16 protein-coding genes and 1 tRNA gene are annotated in these 20,936 nt (G+C 65.6%); 9 read left to right on the top strand and 8 right to left on the bottom strand.

Going from position 1 to position 20,936, the window contains the following annotated elements:
- Positions 1 to 100 precede the first annotated feature (100 nt).
- Complete coding sequence (gene lpdA / locus KCI33_RS12865) at positions 101 to 1,489, top strand: dihydrolipoyl dehydrogenase (RefSeq protein ID WP_212525200.1); 1,389 nt, start codon at positions 101 to 103, stop codon at positions 1,487 to 1,489.
- A 101-nt stretch (positions 1,490 to 1,590) separates the two neighbouring features.
- Here lpdA and KCI33_RS12860 read toward each other — a convergent pair whose 3' ends face one another.
- Entirely contained in the window at positions 1,591 to 2,241 is a 651-nt protein-coding gene (locus tag KCI33_RS12860; protein WP_212525199.1) for a GntR family transcriptional regulator, read from the bottom strand.
- Between the two features lie 33 nt (positions 2,242 to 2,274).
- The gene (locus tag KCI33_RS12855; protein WP_212525198.1) at positions 2,275 to 2,967 is read right to left on the bottom strand and encodes a SprT family zinc-dependent metalloprotease; all 693 of its coding nucleotides are present in this window, start codon (positions 2,965 to 2,967) and stop codon (positions 2,275 to 2,277) included.
- A gap of 137 nt (positions 2,968 to 3,104) precedes the next feature.
- Between KCI33_RS12855 and KCI33_RS12850 the strand changes: the two genes are divergently transcribed.
- The 4 genes from KCI33_RS12850 to KCI33_RS12835 all read left to right on the top strand — a co-directional run bounded on the left by KCI33_RS12850 (position 3,105) and on the right by KCI33_RS12835 (position 7,157).
- Positions 3,105 to 3,428 carry a TIGR02300 family protein gene (locus KCI33_RS12850; RefSeq protein WP_212525197.1) on the top strand — a complete coding sequence of 108 codons (324 nt, stop codon included), beginning with the start codon at positions 3,105 to 3,107 and terminating at the stop codon, positions 3,426 to 3,428.
- Positions 3,429 to 3,516: 88 nt separating this feature from the next.
- A tRNA-Ala gene (locus KCI33_RS12845) sits at positions 3,517 to 3,592 on the top strand.
- A gap of 153 nt (positions 3,593 to 3,745) precedes the next feature.
- On the top strand, positions 3,746 to 4,750 hold the full coding sequence (deoC, locus tag KCI33_RS12840; RefSeq protein WP_349252208.1) for a deoxyribose-phosphate aldolase: 1,005 nt from the start codon (positions 3,746 to 3,748) through the stop codon (positions 4,748 to 4,750).
- Between the two features lie 49 nt (positions 4,751 to 4,799).
- Positions 4,800 to 7,157: an aldehyde dehydrogenase family protein gene (locus KCI33_RS12835; RefSeq protein ID WP_212525196.1), complete on the top strand. Its 2,358-nt coding sequence runs from the start codon at positions 4,800 to 4,802 to the stop codon at positions 7,155 to 7,157.
- 91 nt (positions 7,158 to 7,248) lie between these two features.
- Here the strand turns inward: KCI33_RS12835 and KCI33_RS12830 are convergent, their stop codons facing one another.
- Both KCI33_RS12830 and KCI33_RS12825 read right to left on the bottom strand, forming a co-directional pair.
- Entirely contained in the window at positions 7,249 to 7,902 is a 654-nt protein-coding gene (locus KCI33_RS12830; protein ID WP_212525195.1) for a DUF1523 family protein, read from the bottom strand.
- Positions 7,903 to 7,908: 6 nt separating this feature from the next.
- A complete protein-coding gene (locus tag KCI33_RS12825; protein WP_212525194.1) occupies positions 7,909 to 8,190 on the bottom strand; it encodes a hypothetical protein in 282 nt (93 codons plus the stop codon).
- 127 nt (positions 8,191 to 8,317) lie between these two features.
- Here KCI33_RS12825 and KCI33_RS12820 point away from each other — a divergent pair, with 127 nt between their 5' ends.
- Together KCI33_RS12820 and KCI33_RS12815 are read left to right on the top strand one after the other, a co-directional pair.
- On the top strand, positions 8,318 to 9,604 hold the full coding sequence (locus KCI33_RS12820; protein ID WP_212525193.1) for an acetylornithine deacetylase/succinyl-diaminopimelate desuccinylase family protein: 1,287 nt from the start codon (positions 8,318 to 8,320) through the stop codon (positions 9,602 to 9,604).
- A 701-nt stretch (positions 9,605 to 10,305) separates the two neighbouring features.
- Positions 10,306 to 12,096: a hypothetical protein gene (locus tag KCI33_RS12815; RefSeq protein WP_212525192.1), complete on the top strand. Its 1,791-nt coding sequence runs from the start codon at positions 10,306 to 10,308 to the stop codon at positions 12,094 to 12,096.
- Positions 12,097 to 12,105: 9 nt separating this feature from the next.
- Here the strand turns inward: KCI33_RS12815 and KCI33_RS12810 are convergent, their stop codons facing one another.
- Both KCI33_RS12810 and KCI33_RS12805 read right to left on the bottom strand, forming a co-directional pair.
- A complete protein-coding gene (locus KCI33_RS12810) occupies positions 12,106 to 14,235 on the bottom strand; it encodes a glycosyltransferase (RefSeq protein ID WP_212525191.1) in 2,130 nt (709 codons plus the stop codon).
- 153 nt (positions 14,236 to 14,388) lie between these two features.
- Entirely contained in the window at positions 14,389 to 15,378 is a 990-nt protein-coding gene (locus KCI33_RS12805) for a rhamnan synthesis F family protein (RefSeq protein WP_212525190.1), read from the bottom strand.
- A 454-nt stretch (positions 15,379 to 15,832) separates the two neighbouring features.
- Between KCI33_RS12805 and KCI33_RS12800 the strand changes: the two genes are divergently transcribed.
- Positions 15,833 to 17,275 carry an MOP flippase family protein gene (locus KCI33_RS12800; protein WP_212525189.1) on the top strand — a complete coding sequence of 481 codons (1,443 nt, stop codon included), beginning with the start codon at positions 15,833 to 15,835 and terminating at the stop codon, positions 17,273 to 17,275.
- A 315-nt stretch (positions 17,276 to 17,590) separates the two neighbouring features.
- Here the strand turns inward: KCI33_RS12800 and panC are convergent, their stop codons facing one another.
- Together panC and panB are read right to left on the bottom strand one after the other, a co-directional pair.
- A complete protein-coding gene (gene panC / locus KCI33_RS12795; RefSeq protein WP_212525188.1) occupies positions 17,591 to 18,442 on the bottom strand; it encodes a pantoate--beta-alanine ligase in 852 nt (283 codons plus the stop codon).
- The gene (gene panB, locus KCI33_RS12790) at positions 18,439 to 19,272 is read right to left on the bottom strand and encodes a 3-methyl-2-oxobutanoate hydroxymethyltransferase (protein ID WP_212525187.1); all 834 of its coding nucleotides are present in this window, start codon (positions 19,270 to 19,272) and stop codon (positions 18,439 to 18,441) included. Before panB ends, panC begins: the two co-directional genes overlap by 4 nt.
- 156 nt (positions 19,273 to 19,428) lie before the next feature.
- Between panB and KCI33_RS12785 the strand changes: the two genes are divergently transcribed.
- Positions 19,429 to 20,898: an ABC transporter substrate-binding protein gene (locus tag KCI33_RS12785; RefSeq protein ID WP_212525186.1), complete on the top strand. Its 1,470-nt coding sequence runs from the start codon at positions 19,429 to 19,431 to the stop codon at positions 20,896 to 20,898.
- Positions 20,899 to 20,936: the final 38 nt, after the last annotated feature.

Raw genomic sequence — 20,936 nt, 5'->3', positions numbered from 1 at the left:
GCAGACAGCCCCCTCCCCATCGGCCATAAAACTCATATGCAGGTCATATGAGCATCATATGGAATTCAGACCGCCCGAACCGGGCAAAGGGAGACACCCCATGGCAGACTATGATGTGATCGTGATCGGCGGCGGCCCCGGCGGCTATGTCTGCGCCATCCGCTGCGCCCAGCTGGGCCTGAAAACCGCCTGCGTCGAGGGCCGCGACAGCCTCGGCGGCACCTGCCTCAACGTCGGCTGCATCCCGTCCAAGGCGCTGCTGCACGCCACCCATTCCCTGCACGAGGCCGAGCACAACTTCGCCGCCATGGGCCTCACCGGCGCCGCCCCCAAGGTCGACTGGAAACAGATGCTCGCCTACAAGGACGACGTTATCGGCCAGAACACCAAGGGCATCGAATTCCTGTTCAAGAAGAACAAGGTGGACTGGCTCAAGGGCTGGGGCTCCATCCCCGCCGCGGGCCAGGTCAAGGTCGGCGACACGGTGCACAACGCCAGGAACATCGTCATCGCCACCGGCTCCGCGCCCTCCTCCCTGCCAGGCGTCGAGATCGACGAGAAGGTCGTCGTCACCTCCACCGGCGCGCTGTCGCTGCCGAAGATCCCCAGGAAGCTGGTGGTCATCGGCGCCGGCGTCATCGGGCTGGAGATGGGCTCGGTCTATGCCCGCCTCGGCGCCGAGGTCACGGTGGTCGAATACCTCGACTCCATCACCCCCGGCATGGATGCCGAGGTCCAGCGCACCTTCCAGAGAATCCTGAAAAAACAGGGCCTTGACTTCATCATGGGCGCGGCCGTGCAGGGCGTCGAAACCCTGAAGACCAAGGCCAAGGTCAGCTACAAGCTCCGCAAGGACGACAGCGCGCATCAGATCGATGCCGACGTGGTGCTGGTCGCCACGGGCCGCAAGCCCTACACCGACGGGCTCGGCCTCGAAGGCCTGGGCCTCGAGACCCTGCCCCGCGGCCAGATCAAGACCGACGCGCACTGGGCGACCTCCGTCAAGGGCATCTACGCCATCGGCGACGCGATCGAGGGCCCCATGCTCGCCCACAAGGCCGAGGACGAGGGCATGGCCGTGGCCGAAGTGATCGCAGGCAAGCACGGGCATGTGAACTACGGCGTCATCCCCGGCGTGATCTACACCACCCCCGAGGTCGCCTCGGTGGGCGTTACCGAGCAGCAGCTCAAGGAAGAGGGCCGCGCCTACAAGACAGGCAAGTTCTCCTTCATGGGCAACGGCCGCGCCAAGGCCGTGTTCCAGGGCGAGGGCTTCGTCAAGATCCTCGCCGACAAGCAGACCGACCGCATCCTCGGCGCCCATATCATCGGCCCCTCGGCGGGCGAACTGATCCACGAGATCTGCGTGGCGATGGAATTCGGCGCCTCGGCCCAGGACCTGGCGCTGACCTGCCACGCCCACCCCACCTATTCCGAAGCGGTGCGCGAGGCGGCGCTCGCCTGCGGCGACGGCGCCATCCACGCCTGACCCGCCTTCTTCTGGCGACAAATATCCTCGGGGGGTGAATTGCCCCGCGAGGGGCAAGAGGGGGGCGGAAAGCCCCCTTCACGGGCCGAAAGGCCCCTTTCTCATGCCGCCAGCATCCGCAGCCCCTGCGTCACGTCGGTGCGCACCGACAGGCGCAGCGCTGGCTCGTCGCCGGCCTTCAGCGCGGCCAGGATCATGCGGTGATGCTGCGGCGGCTCGGTGCGGCCCAGCCGGCCGTAAAGCGCGCGCATGGTCGGGCCCAGCTGCAACCAGACGGTCTCCACCATGGCCAGCATCGCCGGCGCCTGGGCGCGCAGATAGAGCGCGCGGTGAAACTCCAGGTTGGTCCGGATATAGCCCACGGCGTCCTTGCGGCTGACCACCTCGGCGATATTGGCGTTGATGGTCTGCAGCCGCTCGATCAGCGCGATATGGGCGCGCGGCAGGGCGCGGGACGCAAGCTCCGGCTCCAGCAGCGCGCGCAGGGCAGCCAGTTCCTCGATCCGCTCGTTCGACAGCTCGGGCGTGCTGACCCGGCCCGAGGACGAAAGCGTCAGCGCGCCCTCGGCCACCAGCCGGCGCACCGCCTCGCGCGCCGGCGTCATCGACACGCCGAATTGCGCGCCGATCCCGCGCAGGGTCAGCGCCGCGCCCGGGGTCAGCTCGCCATGCATGATCTGGCTGCGCAGCGTGCGGTAAAGTTGCTCATGCGCCGAGGCGCCGGGGTCGAGGGGACGGGGATTCTGAAGCATGTCGAGACTGTGATCACAAAACCGCGCGCGCCGTCAATCGCCAAAACGCACCCGGTGCAGCAGCGCGCCATGCGCCCGCAGCCAGGCCCGCGGCGCCCGGTGCCCGGGGCAGAGCCGCTCGACCAGCGCCCAGAAGGCGGGGGAATGGTTCATCTCGGCCAGATGCGCCACCTCGTGCGCGACGACGTAATCCAGCACCTCGGGCGGGGCCATGACCAGCCGCCAGGAATACATCAGATCCCCGCGCGACGAGCACGACCCCCAGCGCGACCGCGTGTCGCGCAGGGTGAGCCGCCCATAATCCCGGCCCAGCGCCGCCGCGTGGCGGTCGGAGGCCGCGGCCAGCCGCCCGCGCGCCTGCTCCTTCAGGAAGACCTGCACCCGCGGCCCCACGCGCCCCGGATCGTCCGGCACCTCCAGCTGCCCGCCGATCAGTGCCACGCCGCGCCGCCGCGCCGCCACGATCGGCAGCGTCGCCCCTTCGAAGGGCACCGCGCCGCCGATTTCCACCGGCGCGACAGCGGGCTGCGCGGCCAGCTGGGCGCGGATCCAGCCCGCCTTTTCGCGGGCGAAGGCCATACCCTCATCCAGCGGTGCGCCGCGCGGCAGGGTCAGCGTCACCCGACCGTCGAGCTGCGATACCCGCAGCGAATAGCGCCGCGCGCGGGCCGAGCGGCGCAGGGTGATCTCGACCGGCGGCGCGCCGGGAAGCTGGGCAGTTGGCATGCCTTGTCCTTTTCCCACGCCCCGGCCCCCTGCCGCCGACGGCCCGCGGCCTTTTCAAAAAGGGCTTTGACACCTTGGGGCTGTTGTGGCAGTTGGCTGCGACTGAGTTCTCATGACGACGATGTAAGGGGATATTCATGCCCAAGGAAGAATGGGGTGTAAAGCGCGTCTGCCCGAAATGTTCGGTGCGTTTTTATGACCTTCAGCGCGACCCGATGACCTGCCCGTCCTGCGCCCACAGCTTCACGCTGGAAAGCCTGAACTCGGGCATCAGCCGCACGCTGGTTGCCGACAAATCCGCAGCCAAGGCCAAGGCCGCCCCGGCCGAGGAACTGGAAGACGAAGCGGTTCTCGACGACGGCGACGTGGACCTGGACGATGACGTTCTGGACGACGAGGATGACGACAATGTCTCGCTCGATGACATTGCCGACGTGTCCTCGGACGACGAAGAAAACTGACCTGGCGCGCGGGGGCATTTTTTCGCTTGCATCCCCCCGCGCGCTTCCCTAGATACACGCGGGCAAGGCAGACAGCCTGCACCACGATGGGGCCTTAGCTCAGTTGGGAGAGCGCTTGCATGGCATGCAAGAGGTCAGGGGTTCGACCCCCCTAGGCTCCACCAAATTCCCAAACCATCCGACGAACCGAGACGCGGCCGGCTGATGCCGCGCGGCGCATCCGCGCATCGACACGCCCCGGGTTGCCGCGGCGGCGCGCTTGCCAAGCCCTGCCGCGCGTGCCAGTTTTTACCGGCATCGGATGGGAGGCCCGGCCCGTGCAGAGCGATCCGCAGACCCTCGACCACAGCCCCGCAGCCGCGGCCCTGCCCCAGCTCGGCCATGCCCGCAACCCGGGCATGGCGCTGGACATGGACTGGGTGCGCGCCCAGCAGGCCAACACCTCCGCGATCGAGCGGCGCACCGCCGCGCTGCCGGCACGCCGGTCGGTCAAGAAGGACCACCAGGCGGCCTGGCTGCTGAAGGCGATCACCCTCATCGACCTGACCACGCTCTCGGGCGACGACACCGCCGAGCGCGTCCGCCGCCTCTGCGCCAAGGCCCGCCAGCCGGTGCGCGCCGATCTGCTGGCCGCGCTGGGCATGGGGCCGATTCATGTGGGCGCGGTCTGCGTCTATCACGAGATGGTGGAACCGGCGGTGGCGGCGCTGGAGGGCACGGCGATTCCCGTCGCGGCCGTCTCCACCGGCTTTCCCGCGGGCCTCTCGCCCTATCCGCTGCGGGTGCAGGAGATCCGCGAAAGCGTGAAGGCCGGCGCCTCCGAGATCGACATCGTGATCTCGCGCCGGCATGTGCTGTCGGGCGACTGGCAGGCGCTCTATGACGAGATGCGCGAGTTCCGCGCGGCCTGCGGCGCGGCCCATGTAAAGGCGATTCTCGCCACCGGCGAGCTGGGCACGCTGCGCAATGTCGCCCGCGCCTCGCTGGTGTGCATGATGGCCGGCGCCGATTTCATCAAGACCTCCACCGGCAAGGAAACGGTGAACGCCACGCTGCCCGTCTCCCTGGTGATGATGCGGGCGATCCGCGACTACTGGGAGCGCACCGGCCACCGGGTCGGATACAAGCCCGCGGGAGGGATTTCCAAGGCCAAGGATGCGCTGGTGTATCTGGCGCTGCTGAAGGAGGAGCTGGGCGACCGCTGGATGCAGCCCGACCTGTTCCGATTCGGCGCCTCGTCGCTGCTGGGCGATATCGAGCGCCAGCTCGAACACCATGTCACCGGCCAGTATTCGGCCGCCTACCGCCACCCGATGGGCTGAGCGCCCGTGGGGCAGGAGGGATTTTGAGTATTTTTGCCAAGAAGAAGCCATGACCGTGAAAGAGCTGTTCGAGACGATGGAATACGGGCCCGCGCCGGAGAGCGCGGCCGAGGCGCTGGCCTGGCTGGTGGATGGCGGTGATCGCTTCGGCCATTTCATCGATGGTCGGTTCACCGCCCCCACCGACGGGTTCGAATCGCGCAACCCGGCCACCGGCGAGGTTCTGGCGACGCTGAGCCAGGCGACGCGGGAGGATGTGGACGCCGCGGTGGCGGCGGCGCGCAGGGCGCAGGCGAAATGGGCGCGTCTCGGCGGGCATGGGCGGGCGAAATACCTCTATGCGCTGGCGCGGCTGATCCAGAAACACGCGCGCCTCTTCGCGGTTCTGGAGACGCTGGACAACGGCAAGCCGATCCGCGAAAGCCGCGACATCGACATTCCGCTGGTGCACCGGCATTTCTATTACCACGCGGGGCTGGCGCAGCTGATGGAGAGCGAGCTGCCAGGCCATGTGCCGCATGGGGTCTGCGGCCAGATCATCCCCTGGAACTTCCCGCTGCTGATGCTGGCGTGGAAGGTGGCGCCGGCACTGGCGGCGGGCAACACGGTGGTGCTGAAGCCGGCCGAATACACCTCGCTGAGCGCGCTGCTGTTCGCCGATATCTGCCGCGAGGCGGGGCTGCCCAGGGGCGTGGTCAACATTGTCACCGGCGAAGGCGCGGTGGGCGAGATGATCGTGAACCATCCCGGCATCGACAAGATCGCCTTCACCGGCTCGACCGAGGTGGGGCGAAAGATCCGCGCGGCCACCGCCGGATCGGGCAAGGCGCTGACGCTCGAACTGGGGGGTAAGTCCCCCTACATCGTCTTCGAGGACGCCGATATCGATTCGGCGGTCGAGGGGCTGGTCGATGCGATCTGGTTCAACCAGGGGCAGGTCTGCTGCGCCGGCTCGCGCCTGTTGGTGCAGGAGGGCATCGCGCCGCGTTTCTACGACAAGCTCAGGGCGCGGATGGACAAGCTGCGCATCGGCGACCCGCTGGACAAATGCATCGACGTGGGCGCGGTGGTGGACCCGGTGCAGTTGCAGACCATCACGAGAATGGTCGAGGAGGGCGGGGCCGAGGGCGAGATCTATCGCTCCGCCGCGCCGCTGCCCGAGGGTTGCTATTACCCGCCGACGCTGATCACCGGCCTGTCGCCGGCCTCGACCCTGATGCAGGAGGAGATCTTCGGCCCCGTTCTCGTCGGCACCACCTTCCGCACGCCCGCGGAGGCGGTGCAGCTGGCCAACAACACCCGCTACGGGCTGGCCGCCAGCGTCTGGACCGAGAACGTGAACCTCGCGCTCGACATCGCGCCGAAGCTGGTCGCGGGCGTGGTCTGGGTGAACGCCACCAACCTGTTCGACGCGGCCGCGGGCTTTGGCGGCATGCGCGAGAGCGGTTTCGGCCGGGAGGGCGGCTGGGAGGGGCTGCATGCCTATCTCAGGGCCGGCGGCGCGACAAAGCCGCTGAAACAGATCCCGCCCGAGGGCAAGCCCGAGGAGCCCGAGGTCGCCGACCCGCTGGACCGCACAGCCAAGCTCTATGTCGGAGGCAAGCAGGCGCGCCCCGACGGCGGCTATTCGCGCAGCGTTTACAGCCCGCGCGGGCGGCTTCTGGGCCATGTGGGCCTGGGCAACCGCAAGGACATCCGCAACGCGGTGGAGGCGGCGCAAGGCGCGAAGGGCTGGGCGAAGACCACCGGCCATCTGCGCGCGCAGATCCTCTATTACATCGCCGAGAACCTCTCGGCACGGACGGCCGAATTCACCGAGCGGCTGCGCGGGCTGACCGGCCAGCAGGAAAAATCCGCCCGCGCCGAGGTGGAGGCCGCCATCGCGCGGCTTTTCACCTATGCCGCCTGGGCCGACAAATACGACGGCGCAGCGCATTCGGTGCCGATCCGCGGCGTGGCGCTGGCGATGAACGCGCCGGTGGGTGTGGTCGGCGCGCTCTGCCCCGATGAGATGCCGCTGCTGGGGCTCGTCTCGCTGATGGCGCCGGCGATCGCCATGGGCAATACCTGCGTGCTGGTGCCCTCGGAGCCCTATCCGCTGGCCGCGACCGATTTCTACCAGGTGCTCGATACCTCGGACCTGCCGGCGGGGGTGGTGAACATCGTCACCGGATCGCATTCCGAGCTGGCTCCGGCGCTGGCGGGGCACATGGATGTGGATGCCTGCTGGTGCTTCTCCTCCACCGAACTGTCAGCGGTGGTCGAGAGGGCCTCGATCCACAACCTGAAACGGACATGGGTGAATTACGGCCGCGCGCGCGACTGGATGGGCGCGCAGGGCGAGGGGCGCGAGTTCCTGCGCGCGGCGACCGAGGTCAAGAACATCTGGGTGCCCTACGGCGAGTAGGGGTGGCACCTCTCTGCAATGATGGCGGCGCGCCCCCCTCGGGCCGGCCGCCGCCCTTATCGCCAAGATGCCAACACCGGACTGCCGGAGCCTATTTCCGCCCCAGCCGGTCCATGAGCCGCCGCCACAGCCCCCGCGCGCGGTCCCGCGCGGCGTCGGCGCGTTCGTCCACGGCGTCCCAGGTCTCCTCGGCCTCGGCGAACAGCGGATCGATGGTGCGTTCCCGGAACTGCGCCCAGACCCGCCACAGGAACAGCGCGGCCAGCCCGACCAGCGACAGGATCACGATGTTCAGCCAGGGGAAGAGCCGCACATCCGGCCCGTCCACCGGCCGCACGCCGACCGCATTGGGATAGATCGACAGGAACTCGTTGCGCCAGCCGTAGTGGCGCACCGCCACCCATTGCGGGTTGTCCTTGGTCGATTTCAGGTCCGACGCCTCGGCCTGCAGGTTCGAGGTGTCGAGCTTGAAATAGGGTGGCCAGCCCCAGCCGGTGTCCTCGTTGCGATAGACGATGGGGCGGCCATTGGGCCGGATCGCCTGGATGAAGAACACGTCGCGGTTCGCGGTCTGGGCCGCCCCCACCGGCGGGTCGGCCCAGAAAAGCGCATTGCCGCCCGGATCGATCCGCTTCTCATAGGTGTCCGCAATGCGCACGATATCGCGCTGCGGCAGCGTGTAGTGGAAAAAGGCAAAGACCAAGAGCGCCAGCAGCGTCAGGAAGGTCCATTTGACGTAAACCATGCGACCTCACATGAAATTCGTGACGTAAACCAGAAGGATCACCGCGATGATCGGCACCACATAGACCCCGAGGATCAGCTTTCTGCGTAGCGAGTGCTCATAGTCGCGCATCCCCTCTTCGATAAAGGCATCGCGGTCGCTTTCCTCAAGGCGGCCCTCGGAGATCTGTTCATCGGCCCAGCCCTCCAGCTTCTCCCGCCGCACCGAGCGCGAGTAGAGCGAGACCATGACATAGATCGCCGTCAGAACGACCAGCCCGACGACGGCAAGGCGGATCAGTGCGACCATCCCCCGGCCCTCCCCTGTAGTGCACCAGTCATAGCCCGGCCGGGCGGGCTTCACCATGACAGATTTCCGTGCCGCGGCCGCGCAATCGCGGATTGTGGGACAGGCCGCGCGCGGCTAGGCTGCCGGCATGTCGGAGGATCTGGACAAGAGGCTCAGCGCCGAAGTCGAGGCGCGGCGCGACAATCTGGTCGCGCTCTGCGCCGATCTGATCCGCATTCCCACGCTCAACCCGCCCGGGCTGAACTACCGCGAGATCTGCGATTTCCTCGCCGCGCGGCTGGAGCGCGCGGGCTTCGCCGTCGATCTGATCCGCGCGGCCGCCGCGCCGGCCGACAGCGACCGGCACCCGCGCTGGAACCTCGTCGCCCGGCACGGCGGCGCGGGCCCCGGTGACTGCGTGCATTTCAACGCGCATCACGACGTGGTCGAGGTCGGGCATGGCTGGAGCGTCGATCCCTTCGGCGGCGTGGTCAAGGACGGGCGCGTCTACGGCCGCGGCGCCTGCGACATGAAGGGCGGCCTGGCCGCCGCCGTCATCGCCGCCGAGGCCTTCATCACCGCCTGCCCCGGCTATCGCGGCGCGATCGAGATCAGCGCCACGGCCGACGAGGAATCGGGCGGCTACGGCGGCGTGGCCTACCTGGCCGAACAGGGCTGGTTCGCGCCCGAGCGCGTGCAGCACGTCATCATCCCGGAGCCGCTGAACAAGGACCGCATCTGCCTCGGCCACCGCGGCGTCTGGTGGGCCGAGGTGGAGACCAAGGGGCGCATCGCGCATGGCTCGATGCCCTTCCTGGGCGATTCGGCCATCCGCCACATGGGCGCGGTGCTGGAGGAGATGGAGGCGACCCTCTACCCCCTGCTTGCCAGCAAACATACCGCGATGCCCGTGGTCCCCGAGGGCGCCCGGCAATCGACGCTGAACATCAACGCCATCCACGGCGGCGAGCCCGAGCAGGAGCCGGGCTATACCGGCCTGCCCGCGCCCTGCGTCGCCGACCGCTGCCGCATCGTGCTCGACCGCCGCTTCCTGATCGAGGAGGACATCGCGGAGGTGAAGGCCGAGGTCACGGCGATGATGGAACGCGTCAAGGCGCGCCGCCCCGCCTTCGACTACGAGATCCGCGACCTGTTCGAGGTGCAGCCCACCATGACCGAGCGCGACGCGCCGGTGGTCCGCACCGTGGCCCGGGCCATCGAAAAGGTGCTGGCCAAGGCGCCCGAGTTCGTGGTCTCGCCCGGCACCTATGACCAAAAGCACATCGACCGGATTGGCAAGCTGCACAATTGCATCGCCTACGGCCCCGGCATTCTCGACCTCGCCCACCAGCCGGACGAATGGGTGGGCATCGACGACATGGTGGACAGCGCCAAGGTCATGGCACTGACGCTGGCCGAGCTTCTGGCGCGCTGACGCCCGCTTCTTCTTGGCCCAAATACTCCTGCCGGAGGGCAATGCCTGCCTATCAGCGCTGCCCCGATTTTCATCCCAGGAGGGGCCCTGCACGTCCTCGGTCCGGCGCGGGCCATCGCCGTGCCCGCGGCCCCTGTCCGTGCCGGTCTGTCGGGATCGCCGTTCGGGCCGATGGCACTGCGCGATGGCATGGCGGATCGCGACCTCTAATGCATGGCGCAGGGGTTTCGACCGCGCTTGCGGACATGGCTGGCGCGACACCGCTTGCGCCAGCGGCAACAGGACGGCTCGGTCGTGCGAACCTCGCGGTTTGCATCCGCGCGCGCCATGCCCTGGCCGCAAAGAGCCTTGATCCGCCGCCGCTTCGTGACGGTTTCCTCGGGGGCGTGACGATTGCCGGCCATCCTGATGCCACCGGTTTCTCGAACAAGATGGTGGGCCAACGCGTGGCGAGCATCAGCGCGACGTGGACGCGGCCTGACCGAATGGCTTGGATTTGCGCCGGCGAGCCAATAACATCCCGGCGAACCCCTCTGCGGGGACGGATCCTTCCGTCGGTTCCCAGGCGTCAGGACGGGCCTTCTTCTTCTGCATTGCCGGCCCAAAGAGATCGAGATTTCGTGGCAGAAAACAGGAACATCCCTTCCATTTCCGTCAGGAGTGGCCCCGAGCCTTCAAAGGCCGGCCAACAGGAAGACACCTTGCTGGCGGTTTTCAAGCTCTGCTGGATCATCGTTCTTTTCTGCTTTCTGGTCTCTTTCTTCCTGTATGCCATTAATCGCAGCGCCTCGTCCGGCGAGGTATTCCTGCAAATTTCCTATTACAGCATCGCGACCCAGGATTTCGCCTGGCTGGCAACGGCGTTGGCGCTGCTTCCTGCTCTTTGGACGCTTTCCAGCCGCAGCGATTGGCCGGCACAGATCCAGTCAGGCGCCGGTGCTGTTCTCCGGTCGAAGTTTGGCCGGTTCCTGGCGGGGTCGCGGCCGCGGGCGCTCATCTCGGCCTGTGTCCTCTGCCTTGCCGTGACCGGGGCTGGCACCTTTCTCGTCTATCACGATTTCGCCCTGTCCATGGACGAGTTCATGTTCCGCTTCCAGACCGAGATCCTGAAGCAGGGCCACCTCGTCGCACCCGTCCCCGAAGACTGGTTTCCCCTGTCGCACGCTCTCCGCCCCGGCTTCCTCATCGTCAACCAGGAGTATCATTTCTGGGCCCCCGGATATCGGCCGGGGGCCGCCCTGATCTACGCAGTCTTCGACATGGTCGGGCTTGGAACACTCATGAACCCGCTCCTGAGCGCGGGCTGTGTCTGGCTCGTGGCCGCACTCGCGGCGCGCGAATGGCCAAATCAGCCGCAGGCCGCCTTTTGGGCGGTCGGCCTGCTGGCGGTTTCCCCGCAATTCCTCATCACGGGAATGACCCCCTACACCATGACCGCGCATCTGTTCGCGTCCTTGTTGTGGCTCTACTTTTTCACCTCGGGGCGCCTTGCGGGGCATCTGGCCGCGATCGGCGTGGGTTGCATTGCGCTCGTCCTCCATCACATCCATGTCCATCTCTTTTTCGCGCTCCCCTTCCTGCTCAGGCTGCTTTTCATCGAGCGCCGGTTCGTCCTCTCCCTGGCCTATGCGTTCGCATACGGGCTCTCGTGCCTGGCTGCGGTCTTTTGGATGGATATCGCGGTCTGGCTTCAGGGCCTGGAGCCCGTCGCGGCTGGTGGAGCCGCCGCGGAGATCGACGGCGGCGTTGGCTTCATCCGCCAGGCCCTCAGATCGGGATGGGAAATGCACGGATGGGAGGATCTGCTTTTTTGGGCGGTGAATATCTCGCGTTTCGTGGCCTGGCAGAACTTGGCTGTCCTGCCTCTCGCCGTGATCGCGTTGAGGCGGTGGAGGCACATGCCGCCCAATATCCGCTTGCTGGCATGGTCGATCGCGACCTCTCTCATCCCGTATATCCTGCTGATGCCGACACAGGGACATGGCTGGGGATACCGTTATCTCCATCCCGTCCTGGGGAATGTCGCGCTGATCGCAGCTTTCGGATGGCTGTCCGCCCGGACCTCTCTGCCACTTGAGGGCTGGCAGAGGCTGCGCCGTTTTACCGGCGCGCTCGCCCTTGTCACGCTTTGCGCGGGGCTTCCCCTGCGCGCCATTCAGGTCGAGGCGTTTGTCCGGCCATTCCATACCGCAGCCAAGTATCTGGCGTCGCGCGCCGAAGAACTGGTGTTTCTGGACGCGGCGGGCATCTGGTACGGCCACGATCTTGTGCGCAACGATCCCCTGATGCGCAACCGGCCGAAAATCCTCGCCCTGGATATGATCGACGAGGCCAAGCTGGCGCGCCTGTGCGCCGAGCATTCATACGTCACCGTCTACGCCGAGACGTTGCGCCAATTCGGGATAAAGCGCCTTGCCGGCGACGAGACGGAGCGCCAGACCAGACGCCGTGACCTGAAGCGCAAACTGGCGAACGCGGGTTGCGAAGACTGAAGCGGTCGGTCACAGCCCCGCGATGGCCTCGATGAGTTGGCGGGAGAAGGTCTCCTGACCGCTTTCCTCATCGACCCGTGCGCGGGCATTCGCCTGGACGCGCGCCCAGAGATCGCTGTCGTGATACAACCGGAGGACGGCCTGGGCGAAGTCCTCCGCGTGCTCTGCCGCAAGCAGGTCGCGGTCAGGATTCCAGTTCAGTTGCCTGGCGAGCAGCGGCGTCGCGACGGTGGGCAGTCCGTTCGCGGCGGCCTCATGCACCTTGTGCGGGATACCGGCTGCAAAGCGTGTCGGCGCCACGAAAACCCGGTGGCAATCATAAAGCGCGCGCAGATCCGGCACCTGCCCCAGGATATGGATGTCGTCGCTGGCCCGGGCCAGCACGCTGGGGGCCAATGTGCGCCCCGCAAGCGTGAGGGCGATCGGCTCGGCTCCTTGCCGGCGCAAGCGCGGCATCACATTGTCGATGAACCAGATGATTGAGTCCGCATTGGGGGAGTGGTCGCTCTCCAGATTTCCGACGAACAGGAGGTTCTTCCGCTCAGCGTAATCCGGCACGTCCGATCGCACCGCGAGCGCAAGCCCGACAACGCGGACATCATGGCAACCGCCCGAGCGGAAACTTTCCGCGTCCCTTTCACTGACGGCGATGACCCGGTCCGCCTTGGCGGCAAGAGCGAGTTCGCGACCGCGCGCCGCCATCGCAAGGGACTTTGCCTTGCTGTCACCCGCAACTTCGGCGCGCCGGAAGAGGCGATCGAAAAACAGTGCCTCCGCGTCGTAGATGACAGGCGTGCGGCCGGTGAGCGCCGGCTGCCTCGCCACGATGCGGCTGAAAAACTCCATGTCGTGCGGACGGCTGACGATGATCTTGTCGTAGAAGCCGGCCCTTTGCGCCAGGAAGGCCGCCAATCCGAGCCGCCCCCATCCAAGCGCCACCTCGATCTCGGGCGCGACCTCTCGGCGAACCTCCTGCCAGTCTGCCCTCGGTTCCCGCAGCGGATAATGGGTTATGAAACAGCCGTTCTCGAACAGGGTGTGGATCATGCTGTTTGCCCGTGGATACCCCGCGCCATACCCCCGGACGGGAAGCCGATCATCGATGAAGAGCACCTTTTCGCGGTAGGTCGATCGGGAGCGCGCGTTCAGGACATTCGCCGGACCTGGCGGGTAGTGCGATCGCAGTGCGCTGGAATGGTTGCGGACGAATTTTTCCCGATTTCGGGCTTGCATCGCGATGGCGCGCGAACGGTTTCTCGAACTTCCGAATTCGTAATGGTCGATGACGACGCCGGGCTCGAAAAGGATGGAAAGCCCCTGCCCTGTCAGGCGCATGCAAAGGTCCGTCTCTTCGTAATAGGCAGGCGCGTAATCCGTGGAAAAGCCGCCCATTTCCGAGAACGTCGCAGTGCGAACCAGCAAGAAGGCCCCGGAACAAAAGTCCACCGCCCTGCGGAACATCGCCTCTCCGGCATCGGGCCGCGCGCCGCGTGCATAGCCAAGGCAAGTGCCGTCCCGCCAGATGATGCTGCCCGCCTCTTGAAGTCTTCCATTCGGCAGGATGATCCGGCCGCCGACCGCGCCGACGTCCCCGCGGCGCATGCACGCGAGGGCCGCGGTGAGCGCCCCCGGACGGATCGCGGCATCGTTGTTGAGCAAAAGCAGAAATTCGCCCCGCGCCTTGCTCGCCCCCTTGTTGACGGCATGCAAGTAGCCCTCGTTCTCCTCGTTGCGCATGAGCGTTATGCCCTCGGTGCGGGAAAACAACTCAGAGGAGCGATCGCTGGAACCATTGTCGACGACGATCACTTCAATCCCGCAATCGGTTTGCCGCTCAAGGGACAGGAAGCACTGGCAGGTCAGTTCCGCCTGGTTCCACGTCACGATCACAATCGAGATGTCGGGCGCGGGGCCGCGAGGGATCCTGATCTTTTCCCCCGACGCCAGGAAGTTCCGAAAGCCGATCCGTAGCTTTCTTCTGAGACGCCTCTTCATGACGGCATTGGAGAGTTCGGCAAGCCTGCCCGATAGCCAGGCATACTTCCGGAACATGAATATCTGGGTCTTTGGAAAGGCGGTCGTCTGGACCACGAGATAATCCTGGAACGCCCGGATCAGCAGAACGGCATCGGCCTTCATGATCCGAATGTCCCGTGTTCGCAGGTGGAAGATGACCCTTCTCATGTAGGAGCGCAGAACCGCGGTGACCCTGGACAGTGCATCTGTTGCCCGCATCCGAATGTCGCTCCTATCCGCCGCGCGATCCGGTCCGGACCGGGGGCGTCCTTTTGATCATGCGCCCCTTACGCGGGCCAGATGATTGTGAATGAGTTCCGTGTCGTAGTCTGCGTGCCCCTTCACGAACGCGGCCCAGTCCCCGATCTCCAGGGCGCAATCCGGCTGCTCACGGACAATATCGACTTTTAGAAAGGGACAACCGTAATCGCGGATCAGCAGCTTCCACAGAACGCGGCTCACGTTCACTCGCCCGCCAAATGCCTTGGCCTCCTCGGCCTTGAGGATGTCGCCATGTCGTTTCCTCAAGTCATCGTAGCCGCAGAGTGCGCCCATTCTGAAACCGGCGCGGACAAGTCGTTGGGATAGGCCGATCTCGCCGTTCCAAATCACGGACCATTTGAAGCGATACAGGGGAAGACCCGCCCAGAAAGCCCTGAATGCCTGGCTGGTCACAACCCGGTTTTCGAAAAAGAGAAAATAGCTCTGGACGTGATGAGTGACCTCGTAGGAGTCCGTGATCCCCCAGAAATCCAGACCGCGCTGACGCATGTGCGTGATCTTTTCTCCGAGATCCCCGATTGGCCCGTACACGCTGTCGTTGGCAAGGATCACGGTGTCATAGAAATCCAGGTTCCGCGATTGCTGAATGCCTGCCTTCCATGAGCCGAAATCATACCCCTTGTTCTCACGGATGATGATCGCGCTGCAAAAGGGCCTTACCCTTTCGATGCAAGGATCGCTCAAGTCCGCGGAGTTGGTGACAAAAATGACCTCCCGGCCGGCGCGGCGCAGATGGTGCAGGTAGTGGAGCACATGGTCGTCGACCCGGCCCTGGCGGTCGAAATGGGCAAAGATGCAGAGGTCGCGAAAGGCGCCCGCCGGCACATCGCCATCGATCACCCGAATTGTGGCCGATTGTTTTTCGGTCCCCGCGCTGAGAAAACCATCCAGGATCGCATAGGCCACGCCATAGACACGCAGGAACTGCCTCTGCGACCATTTCTGGATCGGGCGTCGCCTGCCAACTGTGTCCCGCGAAGGCAATCTCGTCCTCCTGTGTGGCGCCCGGTCCCTCGACCGGCACGCAGCACTTTCCCTGCTTTACTTACCGATTTACCCGAATCGTGCCAAGGGCATGGTTCCCCGGACACCGTCACACCCGTTGATCCGGCGGCCCGGATCGCTCAATGCGACGCGGGACACAAGGCAACGAACCCCGCCACGCGCAATGCTGTCGGGAAAGCCCGGATCGGCGCAGGACGGCCCAGCGCGAGACATGGAACCCGCCGCTGAGGATTCCTGTGATTTTTCACGTTCTTTGACCTTAGCGCACATTGCGTTAGCCTGCTAACATTGAAACAGCTCCGTTACATGCAGGTGCATCATGGGCCCGGACCATCCGTTTGCTCGTCGACCCCCAAGCCCGGGCCGGGGCGCCGGTTGCCCGGCCAATTCGACACAGGCCGCGCGCGGGCCCGTTGGCTGAGGCGCGAGACCCTTGAGCATCAACCGCGCCGCCCTTATCGGTCTGAGCTGGTCCGCCCTGTCCGAGGTTGTTCTGACAATACTTCAGATCGCGCAGATAATTGTTCTGGCGCGAATTCTGGCGCCCGAGGAATTCGGTCTTTTTGCCATCACGATGGCGGTTCTGGGCGTCATCGGCATCTACGCGGATTTGGGCGTGAATAACGCCTTGGTTCAGCGCCAGGGCGTAACGCCCGAACAACTTTCCTCTCTCTATTGGCTCAACATCTTCCTGGGCGCTGTATTGTTTGCCGGGGTCGTGCTGGTGTCCCAGCCACTTGCCGTCGCATTCGGGGAGGAACGCCTCGATGAAGTGTTGATTTTCGCCTCGGTTACCTTGGTCATTTCACCCTTTGGGCACCAGTATGGGATCCTTCTGCAAAAGGAACTCAACTTCAAGATCCTTTCATTTGTTGAGACTTTCAGCGCCGTGACCTCGACGATCGTCTGCATTGTCGCCGCATTGGCTGGACAAGGAGTCTTTTCTTTCGTCTGGGGCCATTTGGCCGGGGATTTCGTTACGGTACTGATCCTTGTGGGAAGAGGCTGGAGAAGTTGGCGCCCGTCCCTGCATTTCCGAACACGGGACCTGCGAGGCTATGTCGGGTTTGGCCTGTTCGAGCTTGGCCAAAACACCATTCACGCGCTGAGCGCCGAACTCGACAAGGTCTTGATTGGCGCCATTCTTGGCACGCAAGCACTTGGATATTACTATATTGCACTTCGGATAGCGACGATGCCTTTGACGCGGATGAACGCACTGTTTACGCGCGTGATGTTTCCCGTATTCGCCAATAGGCAAACCGACTCCAAAGCGCTCAAATATGGCTATCTCGCGTCAGTGCGCGCCCTGTCTTCCATTGGGTATCCGATGTTTCTCGGAACGGCGCTGATCGCCGCCTGGCTTATCACGACCATTTTTGGCGATAAGTGGGAAAATTCGATCATCCCCCTTCAAATCATATCAGTTTCCAATGTTTTTTCCGTGGTGGTTATTCCGGCACAGGCGCTCGCCCTTGCTCAAGGTCAGGCAAAGTTGCGGTTCATTTGGTCCATGATCTGGGCCGTCGTTCGCACACCGACAATTCTGGCCGGCGCCCTGCTCGGCGGCATAACGGGATTGGCAGTTTCAATTTTCATATTTTCAACTGTCATGGTTTATCCGTTCTTCAGAATGTTCATAGAACCCACAATAACTTCGCGCTTCGGCCAAGTGTTCAAACAGCTGATGCCGTCCTTGCTGATATCTTCGGTGATGTGCGTGTTGCTGTACGGTGCCATGCAGTTTTTCCTTGAACCGTCCATGCTGGCCGTCTTTTCCATCATCTTGCTCGGAGCTTTGATATACATAACCATGCACCTTCTCTTTCAAAGAAGGCACATCGATGAATTGAAAAGGGTCATTTCAGGCGGATAGGCCCGGACCAGTCACCGAATTCTCATCCCGCAGGGACCGACGCCCGACCGATGGCGACGCGTCATGGCGCGAGTGGAGCAAATGACCGCTTCGCCGGGCACACGGATACTGCGGCCCGTTTCGTCGTCAGAGCAGCAGATCAGCGGCCGCTCGTTCTGAGCGCTATCCGATCGGGGGCGCGACAGCGCCAGCCGGCGAGCCTGCAGCCTATTGGACACAGGGCTTCTTCTGACGGCACGCACGCCGGAGGCGCCCCTGCCGGGCCGCGCGCGGGCGGCGCGGTTCGCGCCATGAGTATTTTTCCCAAGAAGAAGATCAGGCGGGTTGGATCTGGATGTTGTCGATCAGCCGGATTCCGTCGAGCCACGCCGCCGCCAGCAGTCGTGCGGGGCGGTCGGGCGCGGCAAGCGGGGCGAGCCCGTCCTCGGCGCGCAGTTCGAGGTATTCGACCTCCGCATAGCCGCCCTCGAGGATCGCGGCACGGGCCTCGGCAAGGGCGGTTTCGGGGTCGGCGCCCGATCCGAGCCGCTCGGCGGCGCGGGTCATCGCGGCGTGGAGCGCGGGGGCCTTCGCCCGCGCCTCCGGCGACAGGCGGACGTTGCGCGAGGACAGCGCCAGACCGTCGGCCTCGCGCACGGTGGGGCAGCCGACAACCTCCACCGCAATGTCGAGGTCGCGTGCCAGCCGCTTGACCACCTGCAACTGCTGGAAGTCCTTCTCGCCGAAATAGGCGCGATCGGCGCTGGTCTGCAGGAAGAGCTTGGTCACCACGGTGGCAACGCCGTCGAAATGGCCCGGCCGGTGCGCGCCGCACAGCCCCTCGGACACGCCCGAGACCGACACGTTGGTGGCAAAGCCCTCGGGATAGATCTGGTCCGGCGTCGGGGCATAGACCGCATCCACCGCGAAGGGGGCCAGCTTGCGCGCGTCCTGCTCTTCGGTGCGGGGGTAGTTGGCCAGGTCCTCGGCGCTGTTGAACTGCTTGGGGTTGACGAAGATGGTCACGATCACCCGGTCGGCGCCGGATTTGGCCGCGCGCACGAGGCTGAGGTGCCCTTCGTGCAGCGCGCCCATGGTGGGGACGACGGCGACCGTCTCGCCACCCTTGCGCCACTGCGCGGTCAGGGCGCGCAGCGCGTCGAGGCGGCGCAGGATGGGGGTGCTCATTTCTTCGGCTCCGGCGCGGCGTCGCCGAAGACATGCTCGGGCGCGGGGAAGGCGCGGGCGCGCACCTCTGCGGCATAGGCGGCGATGGCGGCATCGGCGCTCTTGCCCAGTTCGGCGTAGCGCTTGGCGAATTTCGGCTTGAAGGCGGTGAAGAGACCCAGCATGTCGTCGACCACCAGGATCTGGCCGTCGCAGCCCGCGGAGGCCCCGATGCCGATGGTGGGAATGTCGATGGCCGCCGTGATCTCGTCGCCCAGCGCGGCCGGCACCTTTTCCAGCACAACAGAGAAGGCGCCGGCCTCGGCCACGGCCTTGGCATCGGCCAGCACGCGCGCGGCGTCCTCGCCCCGGCCCTGCACCTTGTAGCCGCCCAGCGTGTTGATCGCCTGCGGGGTCAGCCCGATATGGGCCATCACCGGAATCGACCGGGCGGTGAGGAAGCGGATGGTCTCGGCCATCTCGACGCCGCCTTCCAGCTTGACCGCGGCGCAGCCGGTCTCGCGCATCAGCCGCGCGGCGTTGCCGAACGCCTGCTCAGGGCTTTCCTCGTAGGAGGCGAAGGGCATGTCCACGACCATCATCGCCTGCTTCAGCCCGCGGGCGACGGCGGCGCCATGCAGGGACATCATCTCCATCGTGACGCCCAGCGTCGAGGGCAGCCCGTGCAGCACCATGCCCAGGCTGTCGCCCACCAGCACGATATCGCAATGCGGATCGACGAGCTGGGCGATGGGCGTGGTGTAGGCGGTCAGGCAGACCAGAGGCGTGCCGCCCTTGCGGGCGCGGATTTCCGACGGGGTCGGGGCGGTGATGCGTGCGGTGGCGCTCATGGTTACTCCTCCCAAGGCTCCTCAACGTCGGGCGGGTTATAGCGCTGCGGCGCAGAAAATAAAGCCTTCTGTTGTCAGCGACGCTTGCCATGCGGCCCCGCGCCGCGTTTCATGGGGGCGCGCCGCCGGCTTGCGCGGCCCGAAGGGAGTGAAATCATGCGCCTTTTCCAAATCGCCGCCACCGCGATGCTGCTCGGCGGCGGCGCGGCCTGGGCCGCGCAGGACAGCCTGACCATCGGCATGGTGCTGGAGCCGCCGAACCTCGACCCCACCGCCGGCGCCGCCGCCGCGATCGACGAGGTCGTCTATGCGAACATCTTCGAGGGTCTGACGCGCTTCGGCCCGGACGGCGCGATCCTGCCGGGGCTGGCCGAAAGCTGGCAGGTCTCAGACGACGGCACGGTCTACACCTTCTCGCTGCGCGGGGGCGTGACCTTCCACGACGGCACCACGATGGATTCAGAGGATGTGAAATTCAGCCTCGACCGCGCCCGCGCCGAGGACAGCACCAACGCGCAGAAGGCGCTGTTCGCGGGGATCGCGGAGGTCGAGGCGCTGGACAAGACCACCGTGCGCGTCACGCTGAAGGCGCCGGACGGGAATTTCCCGTTCAAGATGGCCTGGGGCGACGCCGTGATCGTGGCGCCCGAAAGCATCGACACGGCCGCCACCGCGCCGGTGGGCACCGGGCCGTTCACCTTCACCCGCTGGCTGCAGGGCGACCGGGTGGAGATCGCGCGCAACCCCGATTACTGGGGCAAGGCGCCGGCGCTGGCCAAGGCCACGTTCAAGTTCATCTCGGACCCCAACGCCGCCTTCGCGGCGTTGATGGCCGGCGATGTCGATGCTTTCCCCAACTTCCCCGCGCCCGAGACGCTGGCGCAGTTCGAGGCCGACCCTCGGTTTTCGGTCATCGTCGGCTCGACCGAGGGCGAGACCATCCTGTCGATGAACCACAAATCCGCGCCGCTGGGCGATGTGCGGGTGCGCAAGGCGATCGCCCACGCGATCAACCGCCAGGACATCATCGACGGGGCGATGTTCGGCTTCGGCACACCGATCGGCACGCATTTCGCGCCGCACAACCCCGATTACGTCGATCTGACGGGCATCTCGGCATATGACCCGGAACTGTCCAAGCGGCTGCTGGCCGAGGCTGGGCAGACCGATCTGAAACTGCGCCTGGCGCTGCCCCCGCCCAGCTATGCCCGCCGCGGCGGCGAGATCATCGCGGCCCATCTGCGCGCGGTCGGGATCGAGATCGAGATCACCAACCTGGAATGGGCGCAATGGCTGGAACAGGTGTTCCGCGGCAAGGATTTCGACCTGACCGTCGTCAGCCATACCGAACCCGCCGACATCAATATCTACGCCCGGCCCGATTACTATTTCCAATATGACGATCCGGGCTTCCGGGCGCTGATGGACGCGCTGGAGGGCACCACCGACCCGGCGGCGCGCTCGGACCTGCTGAAGGCGGCGCAGGGCAAGATCGCCGCCGACTATGTGAACGGCTTCCTCTTCCAGCTGGCCAAGACCGGCGTCGCCAACGCGAAGATCGAGGGGTTGTGGGAAAACGCGCCGACGCAGGCGAACGACCTGACCGGCGTGCGCTGGACCGACTGATCCGTCCCGCGCTGCAAAGGAAAAGGGCGCCTTCGGGC

The organism is Actibacterium sp. MT2.3-13A (assembly GCF_018139985.1).
GTDB lineage: Bacteria > Pseudomonadota > Alphaproteobacteria > Rhodobacterales > Rhodobacteraceae > JAGSOU01.
The sequence above is the reverse complement of the archived record's forward strand: the minus strand, read 5'-3'. Positions and strand labels throughout refer to the sequence as shown.